27 protein-coding genes and 3 tRNA genes are annotated in these 26601 nt (G+C 60.0%); 21 read left to right on the forward strand and 9 right to left on the reverse strand.

Annotated elements, in window-relative coordinates:
* Position 1 precedes the first annotated feature (1 nt).
* From BM116_RS06805 to BM116_RS06835, 7 genes are all read left to right on the forward strand, one after another.
* Entirely contained in the window at positions 2 to 607 is a 606-nt protein-coding gene (locus BM116_RS06805; protein WP_083727873.1) for an RNA polymerase sigma factor, read from the forward strand.
* 52 nt (positions 608 to 659) lie between these two features.
* On the forward strand, positions 660 to 860 hold the full coding sequence (locus BM116_RS06810; RefSeq protein ID WP_235846713.1) for a hypothetical protein: 201 nt from the start codon (positions 660 to 662) through the stop codon (positions 858 to 860).
* 97 nt (positions 861 to 957) lie between these two features.
* Positions 958 to 1194: an HvfA family oxazolone/thioamide-modified RiPP metallophore gene (locus BM116_RS06815; RefSeq protein ID WP_083727872.1), complete on the forward strand. Its 237-nt coding sequence runs from the start codon at positions 958 to 960 to the stop codon at positions 1192 to 1194.
* A 2-nt stretch (positions 1195 to 1196) separates the two neighbouring features.
* The gene (locus BM116_RS06820; RefSeq protein ID WP_407920306.1) at positions 1197 to 2042 is read left to right on the forward strand and encodes an HvfB family MNIO-type RiPP peptide maturase; all 846 of its coding nucleotides are present in this window, start codon (positions 1197 to 1199) and stop codon (positions 2040 to 2042) included.
* Positions 2039 to 2773: an HvfC family RiPP maturation protein gene (locus tag BM116_RS06825; protein ID WP_083727871.1), complete on the forward strand. Its 735-nt coding sequence runs from the start codon at positions 2039 to 2041 to the stop codon at positions 2771 to 2773. Before BM116_RS06820 ends, BM116_RS06825 begins: the two co-directional genes overlap by 4 nt.
* Positions 2774 to 2994: 221 nt before the next feature.
* The gene (locus tag BM116_RS06830) at positions 2995 to 4044 is read left to right on the forward strand and encodes a porin (RefSeq protein ID WP_090475073.1); all 1050 of its coding nucleotides are present in this window, start codon (positions 2995 to 2997) and stop codon (positions 4042 to 4044) included.
* A gap of 168 nt (positions 4045 to 4212) precedes the next feature.
* Positions 4213 to 4926: a DUF2057 family protein gene (locus BM116_RS06835; protein WP_083727870.1), complete on the forward strand. Its 714-nt coding sequence runs from the start codon at positions 4213 to 4215 to the stop codon at positions 4924 to 4926.
* A 367-nt stretch (positions 4927 to 5293) separates the two neighbouring features.
* Here the strand turns inward: BM116_RS06835 and BM116_RS06840 are convergent, their stop codons facing one another.
* From BM116_RS06840 to ada, 4 genes are all read right to left on the reverse strand, one after another.
* Positions 5294 to 6493, reverse strand: coding sequence for a serine hydrolase domain-containing protein (locus tag BM116_RS06840; RefSeq protein WP_083727869.1), 1200 nt, complete (start codon positions 6491 to 6493; stop codon positions 5294 to 5296).
* A 205-nt stretch (positions 6494 to 6698) separates the two neighbouring features.
* Entirely contained in the window at positions 6699 to 7601 is a 903-nt protein-coding gene (locus BM116_RS06845) for a YihY/virulence factor BrkB family protein (protein ID WP_083727868.1), read from the reverse strand.
* Between the two features lie 190 nt (positions 7602 to 7791).
* Positions 7792 to 8703: a DNA-3-methyladenine glycosylase 2 gene (locus BM116_RS06850; RefSeq protein ID WP_083727867.1), complete on the reverse strand. Its 912-nt coding sequence runs from the start codon at positions 8701 to 8703 to the stop codon at positions 7792 to 7794.
* Positions 8696 to 9760 carry a bifunctional DNA-binding transcriptional regulator/O6-methylguanine-DNA methyltransferase Ada gene (ada, locus tag BM116_RS06855; protein WP_083727866.1) on the reverse strand — a complete coding sequence of 355 codons (1065 nt, stop codon included), beginning with the start codon at positions 9758 to 9760 and terminating at the stop codon, positions 8696 to 8698. Before ada ends, BM116_RS06850 begins: the two co-directional genes overlap by 8 nt.
* A 125-nt stretch (positions 9761 to 9885) precedes the next feature.
* On the opposite strand from ada, the gene BM116_RS06860 reads away from it, so the two are divergent.
* Positions 9886 to 11010, forward strand: a complete 1125-nt coding sequence (locus BM116_RS06860) for a GNAT family N-acetyltransferase (RefSeq protein WP_083727865.1) — start codon at positions 9886 to 9888, stop codon at positions 11008 to 11010.
* Between the two features lie 395 nt (positions 11011 to 11405).
* Here BM116_RS06860 and BM116_RS06865 read toward each other — a convergent pair whose 3' ends face one another.
* From BM116_RS06865 to BM116_RS06875, 3 genes are all read right to left on the reverse strand, one after another.
* The gene (locus tag BM116_RS06865) at positions 11406 to 11972 is read right to left on the reverse strand and encodes a peptidylprolyl isomerase (protein ID WP_083727864.1); all 567 of its coding nucleotides are present in this window, start codon (positions 11970 to 11972) and stop codon (positions 11406 to 11408) included.
* Between the two features lie 14 nt (positions 11973 to 11986).
* On the reverse strand, positions 11987 to 12826 hold the full coding sequence (locus BM116_RS06870; protein WP_083727863.1) for an alpha/beta fold hydrolase: 840 nt from the start codon (positions 12824 to 12826) through the stop codon (positions 11987 to 11989).
* Positions 12827 to 12889: 63 nt separating this feature from the next.
* Positions 12890 to 13783: a LysR family transcriptional regulator gene (locus BM116_RS06875; RefSeq protein WP_083727862.1), complete on the reverse strand. Its 894-nt coding sequence runs from the start codon at positions 13781 to 13783 to the stop codon at positions 12890 to 12892.
* 96 nt (positions 13784 to 13879) lie between these two features.
* On the opposite strand from BM116_RS06875, the gene BM116_RS06880 reads away from it, so the two are divergent.
* Together BM116_RS06880 and BM116_RS06885 are read left to right on the forward strand one after the other, a co-directional pair.
* Positions 13880 to 14200: a hypothetical protein gene (locus tag BM116_RS06880; protein ID WP_083727861.1), complete on the forward strand. Its 321-nt coding sequence runs from the start codon at positions 13880 to 13882 to the stop codon at positions 14198 to 14200.
* Between the two features lie 103 nt (positions 14201 to 14303).
* Complete coding sequence (locus tag BM116_RS06885) at positions 14304 to 14903, forward strand: FMN-dependent NADH-azoreductase (protein ID WP_083727860.1); 600 nt, start codon at positions 14304 to 14306, stop codon at positions 14901 to 14903.
* A gap of 49 nt (positions 14904 to 14952) precedes the next feature.
* On the opposite strand, the gene BM116_RS06890 is transcribed toward BM116_RS06885, so the two are convergent.
* Positions 14953 to 15028 (reverse strand) — tRNA-Asn (locus BM116_RS06890).
* 78 nt (positions 15029 to 15106) lie between these two features.
* Positions 15107 to 16309 carry an amino acid aminotransferase gene (locus BM116_RS06895; RefSeq protein WP_083727897.1) on the reverse strand — a complete coding sequence of 401 codons (1203 nt, stop codon included), beginning with the start codon at positions 16307 to 16309 and terminating at the stop codon, positions 15107 to 15109.
* 281 nt (positions 16310 to 16590) lie between these two features.
* Between BM116_RS06895 and uvrB the strand changes: the two genes are divergently transcribed.
* From uvrB to BM116_RS06950, 11 genes are all read left to right on the forward strand, one after another.
* Complete coding sequence (gene uvrB, locus BM116_RS06900) at positions 16591 to 18600, forward strand: excinuclease ABC subunit UvrB (protein WP_083727859.1); 2010 nt, start codon at positions 16591 to 16593, stop codon at positions 18598 to 18600.
* Positions 18601 to 18758: 158 nt separating this feature from the next.
* Positions 18759 to 18835 (forward strand) — tRNA-Val (locus BM116_RS06905).
* 180 nt (positions 18836 to 19015) lie between these two features.
* Positions 19016 to 20941: a threonine--tRNA ligase gene (gene thrS, locus BM116_RS06910; RefSeq protein WP_083727858.1), complete on the forward strand. Its 1926-nt coding sequence runs from the start codon at positions 19016 to 19018 to the stop codon at positions 20939 to 20941.
* Positions 20938 to 21489 carry a translation initiation factor IF-3 gene (infC, locus tag BM116_RS06915; RefSeq protein ID WP_175494032.1) on the forward strand — a complete coding sequence of 184 codons (552 nt, stop codon included), beginning with the start codon at positions 20938 to 20940 and terminating at the stop codon, positions 21487 to 21489. The genes thrS and infC overlap by 4 nt, the downstream gene beginning before the upstream one ends.
* A 61-nt stretch (positions 21490 to 21550) precedes the next feature.
* The gene (gene rpmI, locus BM116_RS06920; RefSeq protein ID WP_083727856.1) at positions 21551 to 21745 is read left to right on the forward strand and encodes a 50S ribosomal protein L35; all 195 of its coding nucleotides are present in this window, start codon (positions 21551 to 21553) and stop codon (positions 21743 to 21745) included.
* 31 nt (positions 21746 to 21776) lie between these two features.
* A complete protein-coding gene (gene rplT / locus BM116_RS06925; protein WP_083727855.1) occupies positions 21777 to 22133 on the forward strand; it encodes a 50S ribosomal protein L20 in 357 nt (118 codons plus the stop codon).
* A gap of 107 nt (positions 22134 to 22240) precedes the next feature.
* Complete coding sequence (gene pheS / locus BM116_RS06930; protein WP_083727854.1) at positions 22241 to 23245, forward strand: phenylalanine--tRNA ligase subunit alpha; 1005 nt, start codon at positions 22241 to 22243, stop codon at positions 23243 to 23245.
* Between the two features lie 39 nt (positions 23246 to 23284).
* Positions 23285 to 25663 (forward strand): phenylalanine--tRNA ligase subunit beta, encoded by a 2379-nt coding sequence (gene pheT / locus BM116_RS06935; protein ID WP_083727853.1) that lies wholly within the window; start codon positions 23285 to 23287, stop codon positions 25661 to 25663.
* Between the two features lie 5 nt (positions 25664 to 25668).
* The gene (gene ihfA / locus BM116_RS06940; RefSeq protein WP_083727852.1) at positions 25669 to 25971 is read left to right on the forward strand and encodes an integration host factor subunit alpha; all 303 of its coding nucleotides are present in this window, start codon (positions 25669 to 25671) and stop codon (positions 25969 to 25971) included.
* Positions 25952 to 26311 (forward strand): MerR family transcriptional regulator, encoded by a 360-nt coding sequence (locus BM116_RS06945; RefSeq protein ID WP_083727851.1) that lies wholly within the window; start codon positions 25952 to 25954, stop codon positions 26309 to 26311. The genes ihfA and BM116_RS06945 overlap by 20 nt, the downstream gene beginning before the upstream one ends.
* 77 nt (positions 26312 to 26388) lie before the next feature.
* Positions 26389 to 26465 (forward strand) — tRNA-Pro (locus BM116_RS06950).
* The last annotated feature ends 136 nt before the right edge of the window (positions 26466 to 26601 follow it).

Genomic DNA, 26601 nt, shown 5'->3' on the forward strand with positions numbered 1-26601 from the left:
GATGGCCGACCAGCAGGACCTGATCCAGCGCCTGCTCAAGGGCGATCAGGCGGCCTACCGCGCTCTGGTACAGCAGTATCAGGGCGCCATGCGCGCGGTGGCCATTGCTATTGTCGGCAGCGCCAGCGCCGATGAGGTGGTGCAGGACAGCTGGCTGGCCGTGGTGCGGAACCTGCCGGGCTTTGCCGGGCGCTCAAGCCTGAAAACCTGGCTGCTCACCATTACCGCCAACACCGCCAAGAGTCGCCTGCGCAAGCAGCGACGCGAAGTCTCGCTGGAAGACGTCACCGGCCCACACGGCAGCATTGATGACGCCCGTTTTGCCGATGATGGTCATTGGGGCAGGGCGCCCACCCTCTGGCACACCGACTCCCCTGAAGCGCTGCTCAGCGAGCAGGCCCTGCGTGATTGCCTGGAGCACACGCTGGCCACACTGTCCGAAGTCCAGCGCAGCGTCTTGCTGCTGCGTGAACGACAGGCGCTGGAATTGCGCGACATCTGTAACTTGCTCGACATTTCTCACTCCAATGTCAGGGTACTGCTGCATCGCGCGCGGCTGAGCGTGTTTGCAACCCTGGAGCATTTTGAGGAAACCGGCGAATGTTGAGCTGCAAGGGCTTGGTAGCGCTGTCCAGCGATCTGCTGGACGGTGAACTGACGTGGAAACAGCGCATCGCGGTGCGTACGCACTGGCGATGTGTGTGCATTGCCGTCGTTTTATTCGCCAGTTGCGTGTCAGCCAGCGCGTGATTCGTCACCTCCCTGATGAGCAAGCCCCCGAGCTAGAGGCGCTGCTCAAGGCCATGCAGGCCCAGCAACAGCAAGGCTCAGACGCAGATTCAGGCGATTCTGCAAAATGATTTGCATCCCGCTGTAACAGCGATCACCAAGCAACGTCTAGTATGCAGAGGGTGGCAATCCGTCACGCTCTTTATCAGACGTTACTGGAGAATGCGCATGAAGAATCTCAATACCGCCGTCCTGACCCTTAGTGCCACTCTGCTGGGTGCCGCCGGTGCCGTACACGCCACCGAAAACCCCTTTGCCGTGCAGGAGCTGCAAAGCGGCTATAGCCTGGCCGACAACCACGGTGCCGGTGATATGGAAGGCAAGTGTGGCGAAGGCTCTTGCGGCGATGAAGAAGGCAAGGGCGATCAGGAAGGCAAGTGCGGTGAAGGCACCTGCGGTAGCTGAGGGTGAACGCAACCGTCAACCTGCCGGTGCACGGAGTCGGGCTGGGGCTACGCCGCAGTCTGCTCGGTGCGCTGGCACAGACGCCAGAGCCGGTCGCGGATTTTCTTGAGGTGGCGCCGGAAAACTGGATCGGTCTGGGCGGACGCCTGGCCCGCCAGTTTGCTGCGGTCTCCGAGCGTTATCCGCTGATCTGCCATGGCCTGTCCCTGAATCTGGGCGGGCTGGCGCCGCTGGATACGCGCCTGCTGCGTGATCTGCGTGCTTTTTTGGACGCCAATCAGGTGCAGGTTTACAGCGAGCACCTGAGCGCCTGCGGTGATCATGGCCAGCTGTATGACCTGCTGCCGGTGCCCTTTACCGAGGCCAACGTGCGACGCATTGCCGAGCGTATCGCACAGGTACAGGATGCCCTGGGCAGGCCGCTGATTATCGAAAACGTCTCTGCCTATCTGACCCTGCCGGGTGAGATGAGCGAACCCGCGTTTGTTGCCGCCGTGCTGGATGAGGCCGACTGCCACCTGCTGCTGGATGTAAACAACGTTTACGTCAATAGCGTCAACCTGGGCGGCGATGCCGCGCCTTACATCAGCGCCATGCCCTCAAAGCGCATCGCCTACCTGCACATGGCCGGACACTTTGATGCCGAGCCTGATCTGAAAATAGACAGCCATGGCGCGCCTATTATCGACCCGGTCTGGGCGCTGCTGGAACACACCTACCAATGCCACGGCGTGCGCCCAACCCTATTGGAGCGTGACTTCAACATGCCGCCGCTGGAGGAGTTGCAGCGTGAGCTGCAGCAGATTCGGCATTACCAGCAGGCTGCAGCCATACAGGTGCGCGCATGAGTGTTGAGCTGCAACAGCGCTTTACCGCGCGCGTGCGCGCCCCGCACCAGCAGCCGTTGCCGGCAGCGCTGCCGGCGCAGCGGGTAGCGGTGTATGAGCGGCTGATCCGCAACAATATTGAGGGCTTTGTGCGTGGCACCTTTCCGGTGTTGCACAAGCTCCTGCCGACTGCGCGTTGGGATCAGTTGATTGATGCATTTGTGGCCGGCCACGCCTGCCAGTCACCGTACTTTCGCGACATTGGCGAGCAGTTTATTGATTGGCTGCAGAGCGGCTATCAGGCGGATGCCAATGACCCGCCTTGGCTGCTGGAGCTGGCGCACTACGAGTGGGTGGAACTGGCGCTGGATATCAGCAGCGAGCAGCTGCCGGCGGGTGGGCAGGGCAGTGTGGATGCCGACGCCACGCTGCACTGGTCACCCCTTGCCTGGCCCTTGCTGTACCAATGGCCGGTGCAGCAACTGGGTACGGATTATCAACCTGTTGAGGCGCCGGCGCAGCCAACCTGCCTGCTGGTTTGGCGTGATGGCGGGGACCGGGTGCGCTTTATGCAGCTCACGCCTTTTGCCTGGCAGCTGGCCGATTTGCTGAGCCGGGAGCCGATGTCCTTACGCAAAGCGCTGGCACGTTTGAATGTGACAGCCGACGCCCAATTCATCACCGGGGCGCTGTGTCTGGTATCTGACTGGGTGGCCGCCGACGTGCTGCGTGCTACTCAACCTGCCTCTTGAAATAACGCCTATCTGGCTGATTTATCTAGCTTTACCAAAACCCGCCGCTGAGAGAGTTCGATGTGCAGGGGAAAGTTCCCCTGTCATCGAATGTTCATCTTCACGCAACTGATCTGAAATACAGCACTGCGAATATTCCCTCCAACACCGGGCCCGTCCCATCAACGCGCCCCAATGTGTTGTTTCACTGTCAACGCAAAATACTACTGAGGGAAGACTCAATGACTCTGCGCAAGCACATCGCTGGATTCGCTGTTACTGCACTGGCTGCTGCCATACCGGCCGTCGCCATGGCCGACGTAAGCATCTACGGCCGCGCCCACGTATCTGTGGATTTCCTGGATGACGGTGCTGATTACTCCGAAACCAACCTGTCCAGCAACTCTTCCCGTCTGGGCTTCAAGGGTGACCACGAAATCAACCCGAACCTGACCGCTTTCTTCCAGATCGAGCAGCAGATTGACTTCGGCACCGACAACGGTAGCTCTTTCAACACCCGCGATACTTTCGTTGGTCTTAAAGGCGGCTTCGGTTCTGTACGCATGGGTCGTTTCGACAGCCCCTTCAAAGCAGCTCGTGGCCCGGCTAACCTGTTCGGCGACCAAGTCGGCGACATGCGTAACTTGACTCGCGTTGGTAACGCCCGCTTCGACGAGCGGTATGACAACACCATCGAGTACACCACCCCGGACATGAGCGGCTTCTTCGCCAAACTGGGTTACTCCGTACAAGAAGGTACTGTTGCTAACCAAGACACCGACGAAAGCGTATTCAGCGGCTCGCTGAACTATGCTGGCGACGCTCTGGAAGCCGCTGTTGCCTACGAAACTGCTGAAGAAGATACCGGTCGCGGCGAGCGTGACGGCGTCCGCGCTGCTGGTGCCTTCAAGATCACTGACGGCTTCAAGCTGGTTGGTTTCTACCAGACTGTTGACTACACCAACCCGGCTGTTACCGCCGCTGTTCAAGACGCTCTGACTTCCGACACCTACGGTGTAGGCGCTGAGCTGAAGCTGGCTTCCGCCACTGCTCTGAAAGGCATGTGGATGACTCGTGATGCTGACGCTGACGACTTTGACACCGACATGATCGCTGTTGGTATCGAGCACAAGCTGGACAAGGCTGTACGTGTATACGCCAACTACGCCATCACCGAGAACGACGCTAACGTTGCTCTGACTCCTTGGGGTCAAGCACGTACCGCCAACCCGGCTGGTGCTGCTGGTGAAGACGCTTCCGGCTTCTCCGTAGGCCTGCGTTACGACTTCTAATCCCGTCTTACGATAGGAACAGAAGTAACCCCAAAGCCGGACTGTTACAGAAAACAGTCCGGCTTTGTCATTAAAGTGACATCCAACAGTCTTAATCTCGTCGCCAAGTGGTCATGAATGGTGATCACCAACGGACCCAATGTTCACTTGTGCCAGGAGTTTTATCCCATGCGTCAATTGCTCTGTCTCGCCGCCGCTGCACTGCTGTCTGCCTGTGCCCAGCAGGCCCCCGTCAAACTCTACTCGGGCGCCGAACAGCCGACCTCTCAGGTGCTGGTAGTAGAAATGCCCAACACCCTGGAAGTGCTGAACATCAACGGCCAGCCGGCACCGGAAGCCAACCGCATGGTAGGTAACAGCCTGCGTCAGCTGGAGCTGCAGCCGGGCAAGTACCGCATCAATGCCTACTTTGAAAATGGCTATGACGTAGGCGGTGGCCTGAGCCACGAAATCGTCCGCACCCGCAGCGCCACTTTCCTGGTTAACGGCCAGGCTGGCGATGTATGGCGCCTTGAAATTGATGAGCCGAGCAACCTGCGTGAAGCCGAAGCCATGGAAGATGACTTCTCCGGCTACGCAGTCAACACCCGCACTGGCGAGCGCGTTGCCAGCGAGCCGGGTCCTCGTTACGTCTCCATGCTCGGCCAGATGTTTGGTGGTGGCTCTGTAGTTGCTGCCCAGGACAACGGCATTGCCCCGCTGGGCGCTGCGCCGCAGGCCCAAGGCGCAGCTGCCCCGGCTGCCATCCCGGCACCGTCGCAGGCCGCCGCTCCGGCCCAAACCCTGCCGCACGACGCGTCTACCCTGGCAACCCTTAAGCAGATTTACCTGATGCTCAGCCCGGAAGGCCGCGATGCCTTCCTGGAGTGGGCCGCTCAGTAAGAATGTAATGCCCCGTCAGCTTGTGTGCTGCACGTTTATCCCCGCCTCGCGCGGGGATTTTTTTTCATGTGCCGGTAGGGTGGTCAATCGCATAGCGTTGGCCACGCGCGCTCCCGTAGGCGCCGATCAGCCCGAGGCCCATGGTGGACAAACCAGAGGCCTGTCCACCCTGCATATACCTGCCGGTGGCTTGATGCAGTCCCCGTCGGTAGGGTGGTCAATCGCGTAGCGTTGGCCACGCGTGCTCCCGTAGGCGTCGACCAGTTCGAGGCCCATGGTGGACAAACCAGAGGCTTGTCCACCGGTGGCTCAATGCGGGGACTCTTCGGTAGGGCGGTCTAAGCCGCAGGCGTGGCCGCGCTTGCTCCTAACGCGCCGCCTCGCCATCAATGGCCTGCTGTACCTGGCGGAAGAACGCCAAGCGCTCCTTGCTCTGGGTGCCGCCCTGGCTGTCGGTTGCCTGTGGCCAGTTGCCGTTGGAGGCGATCACCAGTTGGCGGTTGGGGTCGATAAAGATGCCCTGGCCGAAAATACCCTGCGCCATGTAGGCGCCGTCATCCAGCGTCCACCACTGAAAACCGTAACCGGCGCCCGGGCGACCAATATCCACCTGCTTGGTGGTGGCCTCGCTGATCCAGCCCTCGGGCAGCACCTGTTTACCACCGGCAACGCCGCCACCCAGCATGAACAGACCAAAACGCGCGTAATCGCGGGTCGCTGCTTGCACACAGCAACCGCCAATTTCATGGTCGGTGGAGCCCAGCATCCAGCTAGCGTCCTGCTGCATGCCAAAGGGAATCCAGATCTTCTCGGACAGGTATTCAGCCAGCGGCTTGTTGGCGGCAGAACTGGCCAGCACACCGATCAGGTTGGTTTCACCGGTCTTGTACACCCACTTGGTGCCGGGCTCGGCTTCTGCTGGCAGTTGCCGCATGTAGCTGACGGTCACGTCTACGCCCGGGTCTGCGTTGTGGGAGTTGAACAGTGCCACGTCCGATTGCGGGTCGGCGTAGTCCTCATTCCAGGCAACGCCGGAGGTCATGGTGAGCAGTTGTCTGATGGTGACGTTGTCGTACGCGCTGCCCTTCAGGTCAGGGATATAGTCCGACACCATGTCGTCGATGCTGTTGATGTAGCCATCCTGAATGGCGGCACCAACCAGGGTAGAGGTGAAGGACTTGGCGACCGAAAAGCTGGTCCAGCGCCCGTCAGGCCCAAAGCCCAACCCGTATTTTTCAAGCCGCACCTTGCCGTTGTGCACAATCACCAGCGCGGCGGCATGCTGGGCCGTCATGTAGGCTTCGACATCCACGCCCACATCCAGCGGCTCACCCTCAGGCAGCGGATAGACGTCACCGCCAGCGGGAATCACGCGGGATTCGCTCAGCACCGGCAGGCGGTCCATCGCGCGAAAAGCGGCGTCGCGCTGATCGCTGCTCCAGAACAGGACATTGCTGTCGGTGGGCAGGTTGAGGGCCAGACGGCGCATATCGTCATCGGCGGTTGCCCAGAAAACGCCGCCAGCCAGGCCCAGCAGCACCATGAGCGCGATAATCCCTTTCTTCATGGGTGTACTCCGTTTTTTATTGTTGTTCAGGGTGCGCTGATCAATGCGACATGCACAGCGCATATGGCATAAATCAGGGCTCCCCACGCGTAACTTACGTGACATGTGGCCTCGATTGGGCGTGATCGCAGCTAAATAAGCAGGTGTGATCCGCTGGCCGTCGCTTGCTAAATACCCCGGCCGGGCAAGGGCTTTTGCTGGTGCCTCAGTCCGGCGCCTTGGCGATCAGCTCGCGTTGCACGCGTACCGCCGTTCGCTTGGGGCGCACGTGCTTGCCACGCCCTTCAAGGTGGGCGCGGGTAAAGGCCGCGCCAAACAGCAGAATCATTGAGGAGTAGTTAACCCACAACAGCAGCAGCGCCAATGAACCGGCCGCGCCATAAGCAGACGCAGTGGCGGAATAGGCCAGGTAAAAGGCGATCAAAAAGCGACCCACCGTAAACAGCACCGCCGTGATAAAGGCGCCCACCAGCACATCGCGCCAGGACAGCAACACATCAGGCAGAATCTTGAACATCGAGGCGAACAGCAGGGTAGTCAGGCTCAGCGACAGGGCAAATTCAATGGCCACCATCGCCGGCCCCGGAATCGGTAGCCAGCTGTCAGCAAAGGCCATGATGGCGCTGAAGGCGACCGACAGCATCAACGACACCAGCAAAATAAAGCCAATGGCCAGTATCAGGGTGAGCGACAGCAGCCGGCTTTTTATCAGCAGCCACAGGTTATTGCGCGATGGCCGCGGCGCCACGCCCCAGATCTGGTTCAGCGACTGCTGCATCTTGGCGAATACTGTGGTAGCGCCCACGATAGTGGCGAATATACCGATAAGCGCTGGCCAGATACCGCTATTGTCGATCTGCGAGTTCGACACCGCCGTCTGAATCACCCCCGCCGCCTCAGGGCCGATGGTGCCCTCAAGCTGCGAAAACAACTGCCCCTGCACCGCGCTCTCACCCAACACTAATCCCACCAACGCCACCACCACAACGAGCACCGGCGCAATGGAAAACACAGTAAAAAAGGCCAGCGCTGCGGCGTAGATAAACGCCTGACTATCAAGCCAGTTCTGTACCGCTGCGCGGAAAATACCGAACCAGTGTTTGATCATAGGGGGGGGCTGCTGGGGAATTTGTGAGTCATCGGAAGGACACCTTATTTTTTAGTTGCGCGAAGGGGAAGTCGCCATTGTAGGTACGACCGGCTCAGCTGGCCAATGTTCATGGGGGAGGCGTTTGGTGATGCGCTCACTGCTTGTAGCTGCCCACCATTTTGCTGGCCAGACGCTACCGGTTTGCGGCTCAGTAGTCTTTGGCTGCGCTATCGGTTGGCATGGCCCAGAGGTGCGCGGCGACCAGGGCGCGCCAGGGGGCGAATTGGCTTAGCCATTTTTGGGTAAAGGCCTGGTCTGGCGGCTCGGGCAGGTTGAGCAGGGAGCCGAGGCGTTTGCGTACTACAACGTCGCCGTGCAGGGAGCCATCCAGTGCGCCGTAGCCGCGCAGTAGGATGTAGCTTTGTGTCCAGGGGCCGATGCCTTTGATCTGGTTGAGGGCGGCGCTGATCTCGTCGGCTGGTGGTTGGGGCTGGGCTGCCCAGTGGTCGAGGGGCAGGGCGCCGCTTTCTACGGCGCCTGCCAAGCGGGTTAGGGTGGTGGCTTTGCTGGCGGAGAGGCCGCAGCTGCGCAATTGCTCGGGGCTGGCGGCCAGCAGCTGATCGGGCAGCGGGTGGCAGATCATGCCGTTGGCCAGCGGCGTGCCGAGATGGCGAATGAGTTTGCGGCGCACCGAGATGGCCGCTTCTACGCTGATCATCTGGCCAATCACGGCCCAGCAGGCGGCTTCAAAGGGGCTGCCGCTTTGTGGCATGCGCAGGCCCGGGGTTTGGGCGAGCAGGGGGCCTATTTCCGGGTGTTTACTATGTGCAGTGTGCAGGCTGTCGATGTCTTGCTTAAGCCCCAGCATGCTGCGCAGTTGCTGCTCCAGTTGTGCGGGAGTGCTGTCGGCGCCCTGCAGTGTGGCCTGGGCCTGGCCGGGCGTGTTGAAGTCCAGTTGCAGCTGGGCGGGTTGACCTTGCCAGTGCAGGGCTTTCTCGATGCGCAGGTCAAGGACTCGCTCGGCTACCTGCTCCCGGTCACGGGCGTAGAAGCGCAGCACGTCCGCATGCCGAAAGTCTGCCGGTAGCACGAGTGTCAGTGTGGTGTCTGATTCAGTCATCCGTTGTGTCCAGTGCCTCGCGCTGCAAAAGGGCGCGCTTGCGCTCCACGCCCCAGCGGTAGCCAGACAGGCTGCCGTCGCTGCGGACGATACGGTGGCAGGGCACGGCGATGGCCAGCGGGTTGGCGGCGCAGGCGCCGGCGACCGCGCGAGCAGCACTGGGTGTACCCATGGCGTGCGCCAGTTCTGAATAGCTGCACGTCTGGCCGGGCGGAATGGCTTGCAAGGCTTGCCACACGCGACGCTGAAAGGCGGTGCCGCGTATATCCAATGGCAGCGGCGGGGCGCTATGCGGGGTTTCGATCAGGGCGACCACGGCGTCCAAATGCTGGCCCAGCGTGCTGTCTGCCAAACATTCGGCCTTGGGAAAGCGTGCGCGCAGGTCGCGTTCAAGTTCTTCATCACTATCGCCGAGCAAAATGGCGCACACGCCCGCATCGCTCTGGGCCACCAGTACACGCCCCAGGGGGCAGGGGCCGGTGGCAAAGGTGATGCGTTGCTGTTGCCCGCCCTGGCGGTAGCTCGCCGCCGACATGCCTAGCTCGGTTGGTGCCTGCGCATAAAAATGACTGGCGGAGTTGTAGCCGGCGGCCAGCGCTGCGTCTGTGGTGCTGCCTGCGTGGGCCAGCTGCTGTTGCAGGCGCTGTTGCCGCACGGCGCGGGCGTATTCGGCCGGCGACAGGCCGGTCGCCTTGCGAAACTCACGCTGCAGGTGCCAGCGGCTGAGCCCGGCGGCATCGGCCAACTGCTGCAGCGTGGGCGGTTGTTCGGCCTGCTCGATCAGGCGGCAGAGTTGGGTGATGCGGGTCCGCTGTGCATCGCCCGGTGCTTCATCTGGCTTGCAGCGCAGGCAGGGGCGAAAGCCGGCGGCACGGGCCTGGGCGGCGTTATCAAAAAAGCGAAGGTTCTCGGCCTTGGCATGGCGCGACGGGCAACTGGGGCGGCAGTACACACCCGTGGTGATCACGGCGTAGATAAAGCTGCCATCGGCGGTGCGGTCGCGCTGCTGAATCTGGTGCCAGCGCTGCTGCTGGCTGCTGGGTGTTGGCTGCGTCATGGGCTGGCTCTGGCCGAGGTGTGTGCTGTGATGGTGCCTGCGCGGGGCGGTAGCCGCATCCACTATCTTGCTACTGAATCGGCAGACGGTCATCATCGGGCTGTTCATGCCAGCCGAGTTTATTCATGGTGCCCAAACACCTCACATCCATCAATGATGTTGCTGCTGCCAGCTGGGATGGCCTGCTGGCGGCAGACTACCCGTTTTTGAGTCACGGTTTTATCCGCGCGCTGGAGGACAGTGGCGCGGTGTGCGCAGCCTCTGGCTGGCAGCCGGCGCACCGCGTGGTTGAGCGCGATGGCCAGTTGCAGGCGCTGCTGCCGCTGTATCTTAAGGATCATTCCTGGGGCGAGTACGTCTTTGACTGGCAATGGGCCGATGCCTGGGAGCGCGCTGGCCGCGCCTATTACCCCAAGTATCTGAGTGCTGCGCCGTTCTCGCCGGTGCAGGGGCCGCGATTGGTGGCCCGCGATGCGGAGGCGGCCGGCGCGTTGCTGGACAGTCTGGATGGCGACCTGCAGGCGCAGCGGGTGTCCAGTTTGCACCTGCTGTTCAATACCGGCGCAGAGAATGACTGGCTGGCGCAACGTGGCTGGCTGCAGCGGCTGGGCTGCCAGTTTCATTGGTATAACCGCGAGTACACGAGCTTTGATGACTTTCTGGCGGCCTGCAACTCACGCAAGCGCAAGAATTTTCGCAAGGAGCGGCAGGCCATTCGCGAGCAGGATATTCATTTCCGCTGGCTGACCGGCGAGCAACTGGATGCTGCTGCCTGGGCGCAGTTCTACCCCTTTTATGCCGCCACCTATTACAAGCGCGGGCAGGAGCCCTACCTGCCGCCGGCGTTCTTTACTCTGTTGAGCAGCTACTGCAACGCCAATGTGCGCCTGCTGTTTGCCATGCAGGGTGAGCGAGCGGTGGCGGGTGCGCTCTTTCTGGTCGGCGGCGATACGCTCTATGGCCGCTATTGGGGCTGCCTGGAGGAGTACGACCGGCTGCACTTTGAAACCTGCTTCTATCAAGGCATGGAGCGCTGTATCGCTGAAGGGTTAAAGCGTTTTGATGCCGGCGCCCAGGGCGAGCACAAGCTGGTGCGCGGGTTTGAACCGGTGTTGACGCAGTCTTGGCACAAGCTGCAACCGGGGCTGCATGAGGCGGTGGGGGACTTTCTGCTGCGCGAGCGCGCTGGAGTGGAGGCGTATCGGGAGGATGCGCTCAGCTACCTGCCGTTTCGGAGGGCAGATCAGTAGCGAGTGGTTTGAAATGGCGGACAGAGATGTTGGCGGCAGGTGGTTTGGTAACTGTAAAAGCGGGGCGTACCTGTCGCGCGATAAGATTTTCTTCGTGGAGCTGCTCGCGAGTCTGTCTTTCGCCTTCACGGCGAGCTAAGGGGGCTGCTTGCCCAGCCCCCTTAGCGATCCCCCGGGCACCCGACTACGCGGCCCTTCGGGTTCGCTGCGTTGCTCGGGCTGACGGGGAGACATAAAACTCGGCTCTTCGAGCCTCAGACATCCTATGACTCTTTTTCCCGCCAGCCCTGCGCTACTCGCCCGCGTAAACGGGACTACTTTTTGTGCACACTCCAACAGTTGAGCACGCGGTAAGCAACTTTGGTGTAAGGCCTAGCTGGCCAGCCCCATAACCTTTATTCAGCACTCTCTTCCAGGCGAGTGGCGCTGATGATGCTGACCGGGTTGACCGGTACGTTCTGGTGGCCGGCGCGGCTGGTGGTTTGTACTTTGCCGATGGTTTCGACGACGTTCTGGCCGCTGACTACTTCACCGAATACCGCGTAGCCAAAGTCGCGGCCGCCGTGGTCGAGGAAGTCGTTATCGCCGAGGTTGATGAAGAACTGGCTGGTGGCGCTGTCGACAATCTGGGTGCGGGCCATGGCCAGGGTGTAGCGGCGGTTCTTCAGGCCGTTGTCGGCTTCGTTCTTGATGGGGCGGCCGGTGTCCAGCTGACGCATGTTGCTGTCAAAGCCGCCGGTTTGAATCATGAAGCCCGGAATCACGCGATGGAAGATCACGCCGTTGTAGTGGCCGGCTTCGACATAGCGCAGAAAGTTCTCGGTGCTGATGGGGGCCTGCTCTTCGTTCAGCTCGACGACGATGTCGCCCAGGCTGGTGCTCAGTTGCACGCGTGGATTGTCGGCCAGGGCGGCGGTACTGAGCAGGGTTAGGGCGGCTGCGCCAATCAGGTGTTTCAGCATGGATGACTCCGTGGTCAGGGGCTTGTAAGTCCCGCTTGGGCGGGATCTGTTATTGCGGCGGCCGGGCCGCTGTCGACCTCGGCGAGAAAATCCAGCAGTAACTGGTTAAAAGTGTCTGGCTGGTCGACCGGCGTAGCATGCCGCGAATCGGCGATGACTTCCAGCCGGGCATCGCCCAGGTGGCTGACGTACTCACGCTTGTGCTCGACCGGGGTGTAGTCACGGTCGGCGCTGACCACCAGCACCGGGCAGTTGATACGCTCCAGCCGGTTGCTCACACCCCAGCCGACAATGGCGCGCAGTGAGGCCAGGTAGCTCTTGCGATCATTGGCACACCAGCGGTCGATAAAGGTCTGGCGGTGGTGTTCCTGCTCGGGCTTGGGAAACAGCAGCCGAGCCAGCCCCTTGGCGATTGCCGACATGGGCAAGACGTGAGCAAAGAACAGGCGCTTGCCGGCCATCCAGTACTCCAGCGGCTTGCGCGGAATGACCTCGGGGGCGCTGTTGACGATGGTCAGGCTGGCGGGTACGTCAGGTGCGTCGGTGGCTAGCTGAAAGGCGATCATGCCGCCCATCGACAGGCCGACGATATGGGGTTTGTGCAGATCCATCGCCTGGATAAAGGCCAGGCAATCGCGGGCGAAGAGGTCAATCGAGTAGCCCTTGCCGGTTTTGTCGGTACCGCCGTGGCCGCGCATGTCCAGGCAGAGCACCCGGTAGTGCGGGGTCAGCGCGGGGAGCTGATACTCCCAGTCCTGCTCGCTGGACCCCAGGCCGTGCAACAGCAGCAGGGGCGGGCCGGAGCCCTGGTCGGTGTAGTGAAACTGACAGTCGTTCAGCGTGATCTGCGGCATGGGCAGCGTCCGAATGGCCGAAAGGGCCATTCTAGGCGTGAAATTGCGGGGAATTGAAGCCCTTCAGTGGTCTGTCATCGAATGTTCAATGATCAGGTCGGCCAGAATGCGCGTGGCCGGGCCGACCGGTCGCTCCTTGTTGGCGTAGAGAAACAGGTACGCCGAGCGCTGGGCGCCTTGCTCCAGTGGCAGAGGTTTAAGCTGCTCGTTTTCAAGGTATCGAGATATTTCATGCTCGGGCAGCCAGGCGAAGCCCAGGCCTCGGGATACCAGACGCGCGGCTGTGCCGAGGCTGGCGACGGTCCAGCGCTGCTCGGCGCCAAGCCAGCCGGTATCGCGTGGCTGCCGCTCGCCGGAATCACGGATGACCACCTGTAGATGCGTTGCCAGGTCGTCGTGGGTGAGGGTGCGCTGCAGCTGATGCAGCGGATGATTCGGGTGGGCAACAGCGACAAACTGCACGGCGTTGAGCTGCTGCGGCAGATAGCCGGCGATGCTCAGGCCCGAGATGGCCAGGTCGGCGCTGCCGTCGTGCAGTCGCTCTTCTACGCCGGAGAGGACTTCTTCGCGCAGCTGTACACGACAGCCGCGGCTTTGAGGCATGAAGGCGTGCAGCGCGCTGGCCAGGCGGTCGGTAGGGTAGGCGGCGTCTACTACCAGGCGTACTTCTGCTTCCCAGCCCTGGTCCATCTCGCTGGCGAGCATCTCCAGTTGGCTGGCCTGGGCGACCAGATGCCGGGAGCGGCGCAGCAGCGCGGCGCCGGATTCGGTCAGTACCGCCTTGCGGCCTTCTATTTCCAGCAGCGGGATGCCCAGTTGTTCCTGCATGCGGGCAACCGTGTAACTGATCGACGACTGTGAGCGGTGCAGCGCCTCGGCTGCCTGGGCAAAGCCGCCGTGGTCGACCACGGCTTGCAGCGTGCGCCATTGCTCAAGGGTTACACGGGGTGCTTTCATCCTGCCATCCTCTGCCGTATTGTGAGCGTGGGACAAGTGACTGTCCCACGTGGCGCCAGCGTAGTGCCGCAACCCGATCTGCCCCAGGAGCGAACCATGCGTACATTTGCCGCTGCCACCTTGCTGTTGTCCTGCCTGATGCCTGCCGCTGCTCAAGCCTTTCCGATTGACCTGCAAAGCCAATTCGACGGCGTCACCGTTGAGGCTGAAACCACCGACATGAGCAATATCGCCACGGTGCTGCTGCGTAACACCGGCAATACCGCTGCGCTGTGCGAGGCGACCTTCGTCAACGGCCCGGAGCGGCCTACGCCGCGACGGGTCAAGCTGGCTGCCGGTGAGAGCACGACGATCAGTCAGTCATTCCTGCGCGCCATCACCCGTGTGCGTGTCACGCTGAACTGCCACGCCAGCTAAATCTATCAGTTTTATCGATATTTTTTAGCGTATTTTTGCGCTTTTTTATCTTTTTATTGGTTCTATTATGGCTCCATCTCGCCAACATTGATGGAGCAACACCATGAAAAAGATTCTTGTCGTCCAGTCCAGTGCACGCCAGGAAGGCTCTCTGAGCCGTGAATACGCCAACAACCTGGTAGCCCAGCTGCAGGCCAAATACCCGGGCTCCTGGGTGGTTGCTCGTGATCTGGGCGCAGAGGCTGTGCCGCACCTGGACGCGACCCTGCTGGGCGCCTGGATGAAGCCGGCTGAAGAGCAGACCGATGCAGAGAAAGCGGCCTCTGCACGCTCTGATCAATTGATTGATGAGCTGCTAGCCGCTGATATCGTGGTGATTGCCTCTTCGATGTACAACTTCGGCATGACCTCTACCCTCAAGGCTTGGTTTGACCACGTACTGCGCGCGGGCCGTACCTTCAAGTACACCGAGGCTGGCCCGATTGGTTTGACGCCGGATCGCAAAGTTTACGTAGTGACTGCTCGCGGCGGTCGTTACACCGGTTCGCCGCTGGACTTTCAGGCGCCTCACGTTCGTCAGTTGCTGGGTTTTATCGGTATCACCGATGTTGAGTTCGTCAACGTAGAGGGGCAGTCGATGGGGCCGGAGGAAGCGGCTAAAGGCCGTGCCGAAGCGGACGAAGCACTGGCTGCGCTGGCGTAAGGTAAATCGCAGGCAATAAAAAACCCGGCTGATGCCGGGTTTTTCAATTTGGCTCCGCGACCTGGACTCGAACCAGGGACCCAATGATTAACAGTCATTTGCTCTACCGACTGAGCTATCGCGGATCGGACGCTGCGCACTTTACCAAAAAAACGATCAAAGTCAACGTCTTGAGGCCCGGTTTTGCAACCGGGCCTTGAAGCTTAGCCTTTCATCACTGCCGCCATGGCGGTTGCCACAGCATCAATGTTGCTGGTGTTCAGTGCGGCTACGCAGATACGGCCGCTGCCGACAGCGTAAATGCCGAACTCGTCTGCCAGACGAGCTACCTGATCTTTACTCAGGCCGGAGAAGGAGAACATGCCGCGTTGGCGCTGGATAAAGCTGACGTCTTGCTCTACACCGGCGGCCCGCAGTTTTTCGACCAGCGCGGCGCGCATGTCGCGAATGCGGTCGCGCATTTCAGCCAGTTCATCTTCCCACTGGGCGTACAGCTCAGGGTTGGTCAGTACCGCGGCGACTACCTTGGCGCCGTGGGTCGGCGGATTGGAGTAGTTGGTGCGGATAACGCGCTTGAGCTGCGACAGCACCGGTGCGGTTTCTTCCTTGCTGGCAGTGACCATGGTCAGGGCGCCAACGCGCTCGCCGTATAGCGAGAAGGACTTGGAGAAGGAACTGGCCACCAGGAAGGGCAGGCCGGACTCGGCAAACAGGCGCACGGCAACGGCGTCGTCTTCCAGGTTTTCACCAAAGCCCTGATAGGCGATATCCAGGAACGGCACCAGCTGGCGGCGGCCAACCACGTCGATGACCTTGGCCCAGTCGGCCAGGCTCAGATCGACACCGGTCGGGTTGTGGCAGCAGGCGTGCAGGATGACCACGCTGCCTTCGGGCAGGGCGTCCAGATCGGCCAGCATGCCGTCCAGGTTCAGGCCGTTGGTGGCCGGGTCAAAGTAGGTGTAGTTGACCACATCGTAGCCAGCGGCTTCGAACAGCGCGCGGTGGTTTTCCCAGCTGGGGTTGCTGATCGCCACGGTGCGCTTGTCGGTCAGACGGTAGAGAAAGTCAGCGCCGAGTTTCAGTGCGCCGGTGCCACCCAGGGCCTGGGCGGTGATCAGGCGGCCGGAGTCCAGCAGGGCGGAATCGGCGCCGAACAACAGTTTTTGCACCGCCAGATCGTAGGGCGCCAGGCCGTCAATCGGCAGGTAGGCGCGGGCAGCGTGCTCGGCTACGCGGGCCTCTTCGGCAGCCTGCACCGCGCGCAGCAGCGGCACCTTGCCGGCTTCATTGCAGTACACGCCAACACCCAGATTGACTTTGTTCGCACGGGTATCGGCGTTGAACGCTTCGTTCAAGCCAAGGATGGGGTCACGCGGGGCCAGTTCTACCGGGGAAAACAAACTCATGATATGGGCAAACTCGATATTCAAGTGAATGTAGGGTGTCGGGCTATGCCGGTGCTGGGCATCGAGCGGGCGGGCAGGCGGGAGGTGCGGTACTCCGCCAACCGGGTCGATCAATGACGTCTTAGCGGCCGTTTATTATAGAGAACTGAACGCATAACTCCAATCGGGTTCCCATGTTCCGTATCCTGAATCCGCAGGTCTGAACGAAATGGCGGCAGCGCCTGACGTGACCAGCTGCGTTATCATGTTCGTTTGTTGTTGCCCTGTGAGGTCCGGTAGTGATGAGTCAGTTCAACCTGCAAACCCGCTTCGAGCCGGCTGGTGATCAGCCCACGGCCATTGCCCAGCTGACCGAGGGAGTGGAGGCGGGCCTGTCGCACCAGACCTTGCTGGGGGTGACCGGCTCGGGCAAGACCTTCACCATCGCCAATGTCATTCAGAAAATGCAGCGCCCGGCCATTATCATGGCGCCCAACAAGACGCTGGCGGCGCAGCTGTATGGTGAGTTCAAGGAGTTCTTTCCGAACAACGCCGTCGAGTACTTTGTTTCCTATTACGACTATTACCAGCCCGAGGCCTATGTGCCGTCCTCCGACACCTATATCGAGAAGGACGCCTCCATCAACGACCACATTGAGCAGATGCGTCTGTCGGCGACCAAGGCGCTGCTGGAGCGACCGGATGCGATCATCGTCGCTACGGTATCGGCTATCTATGGTCTGGGTGATCCGGAGTCTTACCTGCACATGGTGCTGCACGTGGATCGGGGTGATCGGGTTGATCAGCGCACCCTGCTGCGTCGCTTGGCGGAGCTGCAGTACACCCGCAATGATATGGAGTTGGCGCGCGCTACCTATCGGGTGCGTGGTGATGTGATTGATGTCTTTCCGGCGGAATCTGACCTGGAAGCCATTCGTATCGAATTGTTTGATGATGAGGTCGAGACGATCAGCTTCTTCGATCCGTTAACAGGTGAGGTTTTACGTAAGGTTCCGCGTGTAACTATTTATCCTAAAAGCCATTATGTGACGCCACGTGAGACTTTGCTTGAAGCCGTGGAACATATAAAAGTGGAGCTGGGTGAGCGCCTGGCAGTGCTCAAAGAGCAGAACAAGCTGGTCGAGTTTCAGCGTCTGGAGCAGCGCACGCGCTTTGATCTGGAGATGATTCTGGAGCTGGGTTACTGCAACGGCATCGAGAACTACTCACGCTATCTGTCGGGGCGCGAGCCGGGCGCGCCGCCGCCGACCCTGTTTGATTATCTGCCGGACAATGCGCTGTTGATTATCGACGAGTCCCACGTGTCTGTGCCTCAGGTCGGTGCCATGTACAAGGGCGACCGCTCGCGCAAGGAGACGCTAGTCGAGTACGGGTTTCGTCTGCCCTCGGCGCTGGATAACCGGCCCATGCGCTTTGATGAGTGGGAGGCCATTTCGCCGCAAACCATCTTTGTGTCCGCCACCCCCGGCCCGTATGAAGAAGCTCACGCCGGCCGTGTGGTCGAGCAGGTGGTGCGCCCGACCGGTCTGGTAGATCCGGAGATTGAAGTGCGCCCGGCCACCACCCAAGTGGATGACCTGCTCTCGGAGATTCGCCTGCGGGTGGATAAGGAAGAGCGCGTGCTGGTCACCACGCTGACCAAGCGCATGGCCGAGGATTTGACCGATTATCTGGGCGACCACGGCGTGCGGGTGCGCTATCTGCACTCTGATATCGACACCGTGGAGCGCGTCGAGATCATCCGTGACCTGCGCACCGGTGCCTTTGATGTACTGGTGGGTATCAACCTCTTGCGCGAGGGTCTGGATATGCCCGAGGTATCGCTGGTCGCGATTCTGGATGCAGATAAAGAAGGCTTCCTGCGTTCGGAGCGCTCGCTGATCCAGACCATTGGCCGCGCCGCGCGTAACCTGAACGGCAAGGCCATTCTGTATGCGGATCGCATTACCGGCTCCATGGAGCGCGCCATCGGTGAAACCGAGCGGCGTCGCGAGAAGCAGATCACTTTCAATAAAGAACACGGCATTACACCGCGCGGCGTCACCAAGAGCGTGGCGGATATTCTGGAAGGGGCGGTGGTGCCGGGTAGTCGCAGCGGTCGCAGGCGTCAGCAAAAGGCCGCCGAAGACGCTGCGGGTTATGCAGCGCCGCGCACGCCGGCGGAAATTACCAAGCGCATCGGCGAGCTGGAAGAGAAGATGCTGCAGCATGCGCGCGATCTGGAATTCGAATCCGCTGCCCAGGCGCGTGATCAGATTCAGACGTTGCGCGATCAGTTGATGCAGGCCTGAGGCGGCTTTCTGGTCTTTATTTGAGCGATTTGGGTAAAGATTAAACAGCGTCTGGTTGTTTGTTGAGCACCTTGTCTGACAGCCAAGGTTTTTTCAGGTTTTCAGTAACTTAGTGGTTGACAGGGTCAGGGGAGGTGCGTAAAGTTCGCCTCCATCGCAGGCACGTAGCTCAGTTGGTTAGAGCACCACCTTGACATGGTGGGGGTCGTTGGTTCGAATCCAATCGTGCCTACCAAATTTAAAACCCGGTCCCTGTGGCCGGGTTTTTTGTTTCTGTGCTGTGCGGAGTGCTGTTGCAGTAGCCTGATGAGGGCTGCCGGTAATCGTGACATCGGTATGAACTGCAGCGGGGCATCCGTGCGGCGTTTCCATCATGTGGCCTTGCGTAGGGGTCACCACTGAGAAGGAGTGGCACATGCCCGTTATTACCCTCCCTGACGGCAGTCAGCGCAATTTTGATAATCCCGTTACCGTTTCTGAAGTCGCCCAGTCGATTGGTGCCGGTCTGGCCAAGGCTACGATCGCCGGCAAGGTAGATGGTCGCCTGGTTGATGCCTGTGACCTGATTGAGCAGGACGCAAGCCTGCAGATCATCACCGCCAAAGACGAAGAAGGTGTTGAGATTATCCGCCACTCCTGTGCTCACCTGATCGGTCATGCCGTCAAGCAGCTGTATCCCACCGCCAAGATGGTTATCGGCCCGGTGATTGATGACGGCTTTTATTACGACATCTCCTACGAGCGCCCCTTCACGCCTGACGACATGGCTGCCATCGAAAAGCGCATGGCTGAGCTGATCGCCACCGATTACGACGTGATCAAGAAAGTGACCCCGCGTGACGAGGTCATCAAGGTGTTCGAGTCCCGTGGTGAGGAGTACAAGCTGCGCCTGGTCGAGGATATGCCCGACGAGAAGGAGATGGGCCTGTACTACCACGAAGAATACGTCGACATGTGCCGTGGCCCGCACGTGCCGAACACCCGCTTTTTGAAAGCATTCAAGCTGACTCGGATTTCCGGTGCCTACTGGCGCGGCGATGCCAAGAACGAGCAGCTGCAGCGTATCTACGGCACTGCCTGGGCAGACAAGAAGCAACTGGCTGCCTACATCCAGCGTATGGAAGAGGCCGAGAAGCGCGATCACCGCAAGATCGGTAAGCGTCTTGATCTGTTCCACACCCAGGAAGAAGCGCCCGGCATGGTGTTCTGGCACCCCAATGGCTGGTCCATCTATCAGGTGCTTGAGCAGTACATGCGCAAGGTGCAGATCGACGCTGGCTACAAAGAGATCAAGACCCCGCAGGTCGTGGATCGTGTGCTGTGGGAACGCTCCGGTCACTGGGAGCACTACGCTGCCAACATGTTCACTACCGAGTCGGAAAGCCGTGATTACGCGGTCAAGCCGATGAACTGCCCGTGCCACATTCAGGTGTTCAACCAGGGCCTGAAAAGCTACCGCGAGCTGCCGCTGCGCTTGGCCGAGTTCGGCTCCTGCCACCGTAACGAGCCGTCTGGCTCGCTGCACGGCCTGATGCGCGTGCGTGGCTTTACCCAGGATGACGCCCACATCTTCTGTACCGATGAGCAGGTCAAGAAGGAAGCGGCGGACTTTATCGCCCTGACCCTCAAGGTTTACCGTGATTTCGGCTTTGACGATGTTGAGCTGAAGCTGTCTACCCGCCCGGAAAGCCGGGTAGGTGACGATGCGCTGTGGGATCAGGCCGAAAAAGGTCTGGAAGACGCGCTGAACGAAGCCGGCCTGGAGTGGGATCTGCAGCCGGGTGAGGGCGCGTTCTACGGTCCGAAGATCGAATTCTCCCTGCGCGACTGTATTGGCCGGGTCTGGCAGTGCGGCACGCTGCAGCTGGACTTCATGCTGCCGGGACGTCTGGGTGCGCAGTATGTGGCTGAAGATGGCGCGCGCAAAACGCCGGTTATGCTGCACCGCGCGATCCTCGGCTCCTTTGAGCGCTTTATCGGTATCCTGATCGAGCACTACGCGGGTGACTTTCCGGCCTGGCTTGCACCGACCCAGGCTGCGGTGCTGAATATCACCGATAATCAGGCTGCGTTCTGTGCCGAAGTAGAGAAAACTCTCAATGAATCCGGCTATCGAGCCGTTGCGGACTTGAGAAACGAAAAGATCGGCTTTAAAATCCGCGAGCATACTTTGCACAAGACTCCCTACCTGCTAGTTGTGGGAGACCGCGAAGTGGAATCGCAAACCGTGGCCGTGCGTACGCGAGAGGGTAAAGATCTGGGTTCGATGTCCATCACCGAGTTCACTGCATTCCTCGACAGCGCCATCGCACAACGGGGCCGCCTGAATTCGGAGCAATAAAGATTAAACGCGAGATGAGACAAGACAGAAAAGCTGCGCAACGCCCGCCGATTAACGAAAACATCACGGCGCGCGAAGTGCGCCTCATTGGCCCCGACGGAGAGCAAGTCGGCGTCGTATCCATTCAGGAGGCGCTAGCCGCCGCTGAAGAGGCCAAGCTGGATCTGGTTGAAATCTCCCCCGATGCGACACCGCCCGTGTGCCGCATCATGGACTACGGCAAGCACATCTTCGAAAAGAAGAAGCAGCAAGCCGCAGCGCGCAAGAATCAGAAGCAGATTCAGATTAAAGAAATCAAGTTTCGTCCAGGGACGGAAGAGGGAGACTATCAGGTCAAGCTTCGCAACCTGATTCGTTTCCTCTCTGACGGGGACAAGGCCAAGGTATCCCTGCGATTCCGTGGCCGCGAAATGGCGCATCAGGAGCTGGGCATGGAGCTGTTGAAGCGGGTCGAAGCCGACCTGATTGAATACGGCACTGTGGAACAGCACCCGAAGATGGAAGGTCGTCAGCTGATGATGGTCATCGCCCCCAAAAAGAAAAAGTAATCTCCAGGGCAACGCCAGGCCTTGCGATTATTTGATGCACTTCACTTTGGAGTAATTGAACATGGCAAAAATGAAGACCAAAAGTGGCGCTGCCAAGCGCTTCAAGAAAACCGGGAACGGCATCAAGCACAAGCATGCTTTCAAAAGCCACATCCTGACCAAGATGAGCACCAAGCGTAAGCGTCAACTTCGCGGCACTTCGCAGCTGAATGCTGCTGACGTCCAAAAAGTCGAGCGCATGCTGCGTCTGCGTTAATCATCAGGTTACAGGTTAGAGGAAGAAAGCAATGGCTCGTGTAAAACGTGGTGTCATGGCGCGTAAGCGTCACAAGAAAGTTCTCAAGCTGGCTAAAGGTTACTACGGTGCTCGCTCGCGCGTGTTCCGCGTTGCCAAGCAAGCGGTTATCAAAGCTGGTCAGTATGCATATCGTGACCGTAAGCAGCGCAAGCGTCAGTTCCGCGCGCTGTGGATTGCCCGTATCAACGCAGGTGCTCGTCAGAACGGTCTGTCCTACAGCCGCCTGATCGCCGGCCTGAAAAAGGCGTCCGTCGAGATCGATCGCAAGGTTCTGGCTGATCTGGCCGTGAACGAAAAAGCGGCGTTTACCGCGATTGTCGAAAAAGCAAAGGCTAGCCTGGCTTAAGCCCTCGTTACGACAATCACCACGCCCTAGGGCGTGGCTGGCAACGTCAATGATAGGGGAAGAGCCTCCAAGCTCTTCCCCTATTTTTGTTTCTGGAGTACGTGTTGATGGAAAACCTTGACGCCCTGGTCGCACAAGCACTTGAGGCAATTGAACAGGCCGCAGATGTGGCCACGCTGGAACAGATCCGCGTGCAGTACCTCGGCAAGAAGGGCGAGCTGACTCAGGTGATGAAGACCCTGGGCAACATCCCGGCTGAGGAGCGTCCCAAGGTTGGCGCCCTGGTCAACCAGGCCAAAGAGCAGGTACAGAGCGTGCTCAACGGACGCAAGTCCGAGATGGAAAGCGCGGCGATGAATGCCCGCCTGGCTGCCGAGCGTGTTGATGTCACGCTGCCTGGCCGTGGTCAGACAACCGGTGGTTTGCACCCGGTTACGCGTACCATGGAACGCATCGAACAGATTTTTGCCCACGTCGGTTACACCGTCGCGGAAGGCCCCGAAGTCGAGGACGATTACCACAACTTCGAGGCGCTAAATATTCCGGGCCACCACCCGGCGCGTGCCATGCACGATACCTTCTATTTCAACGCCAATACCCTGCTGCGTACCCACACCTCGCCGGTGCAGGTGCGTACCATGGAGAGCCAGCAACCGCCGATCCGCATCATTTGCCCGGGCCGCGTGTATCGCTGCGACTCGGATCAGACCCACTCACCGATGTTCCATCAGGTTGAAGGCCTGTTGATCGACGAGGGTGTGAGCTTTGCTGATCTGAAAGGCACCATCGAGCAGTTTCTGCGCGAGTTCTTCGAGGCTGATCTGGAAGTGCGCTTCCGTCCCTCGTTCTTCCCCTTTACCGAGCCGTCCGCCGAGGTGGATATCCGTCGCCGTGTGGTCAAGAACGGCGAAGAGAAGGCCGACTGGCTGGAAGTACTGGGTTGCGGCATGGTGCACCCGGAAGTACTGCGTATGTCCGGTATCGACCCGGAAAAATATCAGGGGTTTGCTTTCGGGATGGGCGTAGAGCGTCTGACCATGCTGCGTTATGGCGTGGGCGATCTGCGTATTTTCTTCGACAACGATCTGCGTTTCCTTGAGCAGTTCCGTTGAGCGCCGCACCCGCAACCCTTTTGACAGCAGGAATCGATAATGAAATTCAGTGAACAGTGGCTGCGCACCTGGGTGAACCCCGACGTCTCCCGCGATGAGCTGGTGGCGCGCCTGTCCATGACCGGACTCGAAGTAGACAGCGTTACCCCGGCAGCCGGCGAGTTTTCCGGTGTCGTGGTGGGTGAGATTCTCAGTGCAGAGCAACACCCGGACGCCGACAAGCTGCGCGTATGCCGCGTCAGCAACGGCAGCGAAGAGTTCCAGGTGGTGTGCGGCGCACCCAATGCCCGTGCCGGTATCAAGATCCCGTTCGCCATGGTAGGCGCGGTACTGGGCGAAGACTTCAAGATCAAGAAGGCCAAGCTGCGCGGTGTCGAATCCTTCGGCATGCTGTGCTCTGCGGCCGAGCTGCAGATCTCCGAAGACCACGACGGCCTGTACGAGCTGCCGCAGGATGCCCCGGTCGGGCAGAGCGTGCGCGAGTATCTGGGCCTGGACGACGCCATCATTGAGGTCGACCTGACCCCGAACCGCGGTGACTGCCTCTCTATTGCTGGCTTGGCCCGTGAAGTGGGCGCCAACTACGGCGCTGCCGTTACCCGTGTCGAGGTTGCGCCGGTTGCTGCCGTACACGACGACGTGCGACCGGTAGAGCTGGTTGCCCCCGAGGCTTGCCCGCGTTATCTGGGCCGGGTGATTCGTAATGTTGATCTGTCGCGCGCCACGCCCCTGTGGATCGTTGAGCGCCTGCGTCGCAGCGATATCCGCAGCATTGACGCGGTTGTCGACATCACCAACTACGTGATGCTCGAACTGGGTCAACCGATGCACGCCTTTGACCTCGCTGAAATCAAGGGCGGCATTCGTGTACGCCTGGCAGAAGAGGGCGAGAAGCTGGTGCTGCTGGACGGCCAGGAAATCAGCCTGCGCGCCGACACCCTGGTCATCGCCGATCACGAACGCCCGCTGGCCATGGCCGGCATCATGGGTGGCGAGCACAGCGGTGTGAGCGAGAATACCCGTGATCTGTTCCTGGAAAGCGCCTTCTTCGACACCATCGCCATCGCCGGTAAGGCGCGTGGTTACAGCCTGCACACCGATTCCTCGCACCGCTTCGAGCGCGGCGTAGATTGGCAGCTGCAGCGCGAAGCCATGGAGCGTGCCACCGCGCTGATTCTGGATGTCGTCGGCGGCGAGCCTGGTCCGATTGTCGAGGCGGCAGAGCAGGGCGCGTTGCCCACGCTCAAGCAGATTACCCTGCGCAATGAGCGCATTACCCAGATGCTGGGTATGCAGATGAGCGAAGCCGACGTGGTCGGCTACCTCAAGGGGCTCGGCCTGGGTGTCAGCGCCCAGGCAGAGGGTCAGTGGCAGGTGGATGTTCCCAGCCACCGCTTCGACATCAGCATTGAGGTCGACCTGATCGAAGAGCTGGCCCGTCTGTATGGCTACAACCGCCTGCCGGTCAGCGCGCCGACAGCGGCACTGACCCTGGCCGGCAAGCCCGAAACCCGCGGCGAGCTGCCGGCGCTACGCCGTCTGCTGGTTGCCCGTGGTTACCATGAAGCGATCACCTACAGCTTCATCGAGCCTGGTTTGAGCAAGCAGTTTGAGCCGCAGATCGAGCCGCTGGCCCTGGCCAACCCGATCTCCAGCGACATGGCCGTCATGCGTCCCTCGCTGTGGCCCGGCCTGAGCAAGGCTGTGCAGTACAACCAGAACCGTCAGCAGGGCCGCGTGCGCCTGTTCGAGAGCGGTCAGCGCTTTATTCCCGCTGCCGAAGGCCTGCAGCAGGAAGTCATGCTGTCCGGCATCGTTACCGGTAGCCGTCAGCCGGAAGGTTGGGCCAACGGCGCAGAGAAGATCGACTTCTTCGATGTGAAAGCCGATGTAGAGGCGATTCTGGCGCAAAGCGCTGCCGGTGTTTCCTTCCGGTTTGAACCGGTTGAACACCCGGCGCTGCATCCGGGCCAGTCCGCGCGCATCCTCAACGGCGACGAGCAGGTAGGTCTGATGGGCGCTCTGCACCCGCAGCTGGTAGCTGATCTTGACCTCAACGGTCCCGTTTTTGTGTTCGAGTTGGCATTGGCGAAAATTTGCCAGGGTCAATTGCCGCGCTTTGAGGAATTGTCCCGCTACCCTGAAGTCAGACGGGACATAGCGCTGGTGGTGGACCGTACCGTGCTGGCCGAAGATTTGCTGTCCTGTATCCGTGCAGAAGCCGGAGCCTATCTCAAAAACCTCGGGTTGTTTGACGTTTATGAGGGCAAAGGTATTGATCCGCATAGAAAAAGCATGGCAATCGGCTTGACGTTGCAGGATTCGTCGCGCACTCTTACTGATGACGAGGTGAATGCTGTCATGGACAGAGTGCTGCAGTCCTTGGAGCAAGGGTTCAACGCCACACTAAGGAAATAGGTCAAATGGGGGCTCTGACAAAAGCGGAAATGGCTGAGCGGCTGTACGAAGAGTTAGGGTTCAACAAACGCGAAGCCAAAGAGTTGGTCGAGTTGTTTTTCGAAGAAATTCGCAATGCACTCGAGACCAATGAGCAGGTGAAGCTGTCGGGTTTCGGCAACTTTGATCTGCGCGACAAGCGTCAGCGCCCCGGCCGTAATCCCAAGACCGGCGAAGAAATACCCATTACTGCCCGCCGGGTAGTGACCTTTCGCCCAGGACAAAAACTGAAGGCACGAGTAGAAGCCTATGCTGGAACCCAGCCATAACGACGAATTGCCGGCTATCCCCGGCAAACGCTATTTCACCATTGGTGAAGTAAGCGAGCTGTGTGCAGTGAAACCCCATGTTCTGCGTTATTGGGAGCAGGAGTTTCCGCAGCTGTCGCCGGTCAAGCGTCGTGGTAATCGACGCTACTACCAGCGCCAGGATGTCCTCATGATCCGCCAGATCCGGGCATTGTTGTACGATCAGGGCTTCACCATTGGTGGCGCGCGTCAGCGCCTGTCCGGTGAAGAGGCCCGCGAAGACCTCACCCAGTACAAGCAACTGATCCGCCAGACTATTGCCGAGCTGGAAGAAGTGCTCAACGTACTTCGCGTTCGCTGATATCCAAAAAAAACTTTCTCATTTCAGATAGTTAATGTATTATGCGACCCGCTTCGGCAGACAAACCGAAGCATCGTCGGGGCGTAGCGCAGCCTGGTAGCGCACTTGCATGGGGTGCAAGGGGTCGAGTGTTCGAATCACTCCGTCCCGACCAATAAAATCAAGGGGTTAGATCGATACGGTCTAGCCCCTTTTTATTTGTCTCGCATTTTTGCCCCACCTAATTTTGCGTCGATGTTGGCTGCCCCTAATCCTTGTCGAGCAGCCGCTGGGCGGCGTTTGCGCTCGGT

This window comes from Halopseudomonas pachastrellae, from assembly GCF_900114765.1.
Classification (GTDB): Bacteria; Pseudomonadota; Gammaproteobacteria; order Pseudomonadales; family Pseudomonadaceae; genus Halopseudomonas; species Halopseudomonas pachastrellae.

Bases quoted from the DNA above. Each gene is read 5' to 3' on its own strand.
- uvrB (WP_083727859.1), top strand. From the start codon at position 16,591: ATGAGTCAGTTCAACCTGCAAACCCGCTTCGAGCCGGCTGGTGATCAG.
- BM116_RS06835 (WP_083727870.1), top strand. From the start codon at position 4,213: ATGCGTCAATTGCTCTGTCTCGCCGCCGCTGCACTGCTGTCTGCCTGT.
- BM116_RS06880 (WP_083727861.1), top strand. From the start codon at position 13,880: ATGCGTACATTTGCCGCTGCCACCTTGCTGTTGTCCTGCCTGATGCCT.
- BM116_RS06840 (WP_083727869.1), bottom strand. From the start codon at position 6,493: ATGAAGAAAGGGATTATCGCGCTCATGGTGCTGCTGGGCCTGGCTGGC.
- BM116_RS06850 (WP_083727867.1), bottom strand. From the start codon at position 8,703: ATGACTGAATCAGACACCACACTGACACTCGTGCTACCGGCAGACTTT.
- rpmI (WP_083727856.1), top strand. From the start codon at position 21,551: ATGGCAAAAATGAAGACCAAAAGTGGCGCTGCCAAGCGCTTCAAGAAA.
- pheS (WP_083727854.1), top strand. From the start codon at position 22,241: ATGGAAAACCTTGACGCCCTGGTCGCACAAGCACTTGAGGCAATTGAA.
- ada (WP_083727866.1), bottom strand. From the start codon at position 9,760: ATGACGCAGCCAACACCCAGCAGCCAGCAGCAGCGCTGGCACCAGATT.
- BM116_RS06885 (WP_083727860.1), top strand. From the start codon at position 14,304: ATGAAAAAGATTCTTGTCGTCCAGTCCAGTGCACGCCAGGAAGGCTCT.
- BM116_RS06830 (WP_090475073.1), top strand. From the start codon at position 2,995: ATGACTCTGCGCAAGCACATCGCTGGATTCGCTGTTACTGCACTGGCT.
- BM116_RS06895 (WP_083727897.1), bottom strand. From the start codon at position 16,309: ATGAGTTTGTTTTCCCCGGTAGAACTGGCCCCGCGTGACCCCATCCTT.
- BM116_RS06845 (WP_083727868.1), bottom strand. From the start codon at position 7,601: ATGATCAAACACTGGTTCGGTATTTTCCGCGCAGCGGTACAGAACTGG.
- BM116_RS06870 (WP_083727863.1), bottom strand. From the start codon at position 12,826: ATGCCGCAGATCACGCTGAACGACTGTCAGTTTCACTACACCGACCAG.
- BM116_RS06945 (WP_083727851.1), top strand. From the start codon at position 25,952: ATGCTGGAACCCAGCCATAACGACGAATTGCCGGCTATCCCCGGCAAA.
- BM116_RS06815 (WP_083727872.1), top strand. From the start codon at position 958: ATGAAGAATCTCAATACCGCCGTCCTGACCCTTAGTGCCACTCTGCTG.
- pheT (WP_083727853.1), top strand. From the start codon at position 23,285: ATGAAATTCAGTGAACAGTGGCTGCGCACCTGGGTGAACCCCGACGTC.
- BM116_RS06860 (WP_083727865.1), top strand. From the start codon at position 9,886: ATGGTGCCCAAACACCTCACATCCATCAATGATGTTGCTGCTGCCAGC.
- BM116_RS06875 (WP_083727862.1), bottom strand. From the start codon at position 13,783: ATGAAAGCACCCCGTGTAACCCTTGAGCAATGGCGCACGCTGCAAGCC.
- BM116_RS06865 (WP_083727864.1), bottom strand. From the start codon at position 11,972: ATGCTGAAACACCTGATTGGCGCAGCCGCCCTAACCCTGCTCAGTACC.
- BM116_RS06825 (WP_083727871.1), top strand. From the start codon at position 2,039: ATGAGTGTTGAGCTGCAACAGCGCTTTACCGCGCGCGTGCGCGCCCCG.
- ihfA (WP_083727852.1), top strand. From the start codon at position 25,669: ATGGGGGCTCTGACAAAAGCGGAAATGGCTGAGCGGCTGTACGAAGAG.
- rplT (WP_083727855.1), top strand. From the start codon at position 21,777: ATGGCTCGTGTAAAACGTGGTGTCATGGCGCGTAAGCGTCACAAGAAA.
- BM116_RS06805 (WP_083727873.1), top strand. From the start codon at position 2: ATGGCCGACCAGCAGGACCTGATCCAGCGCCTGCTCAAGGGCGATCAG.
- thrS (WP_083727858.1), top strand. From the start codon at position 19,016: ATGCCCGTTATTACCCTCCCTGACGGCAGTCAGCGCAATTTTGATAAT.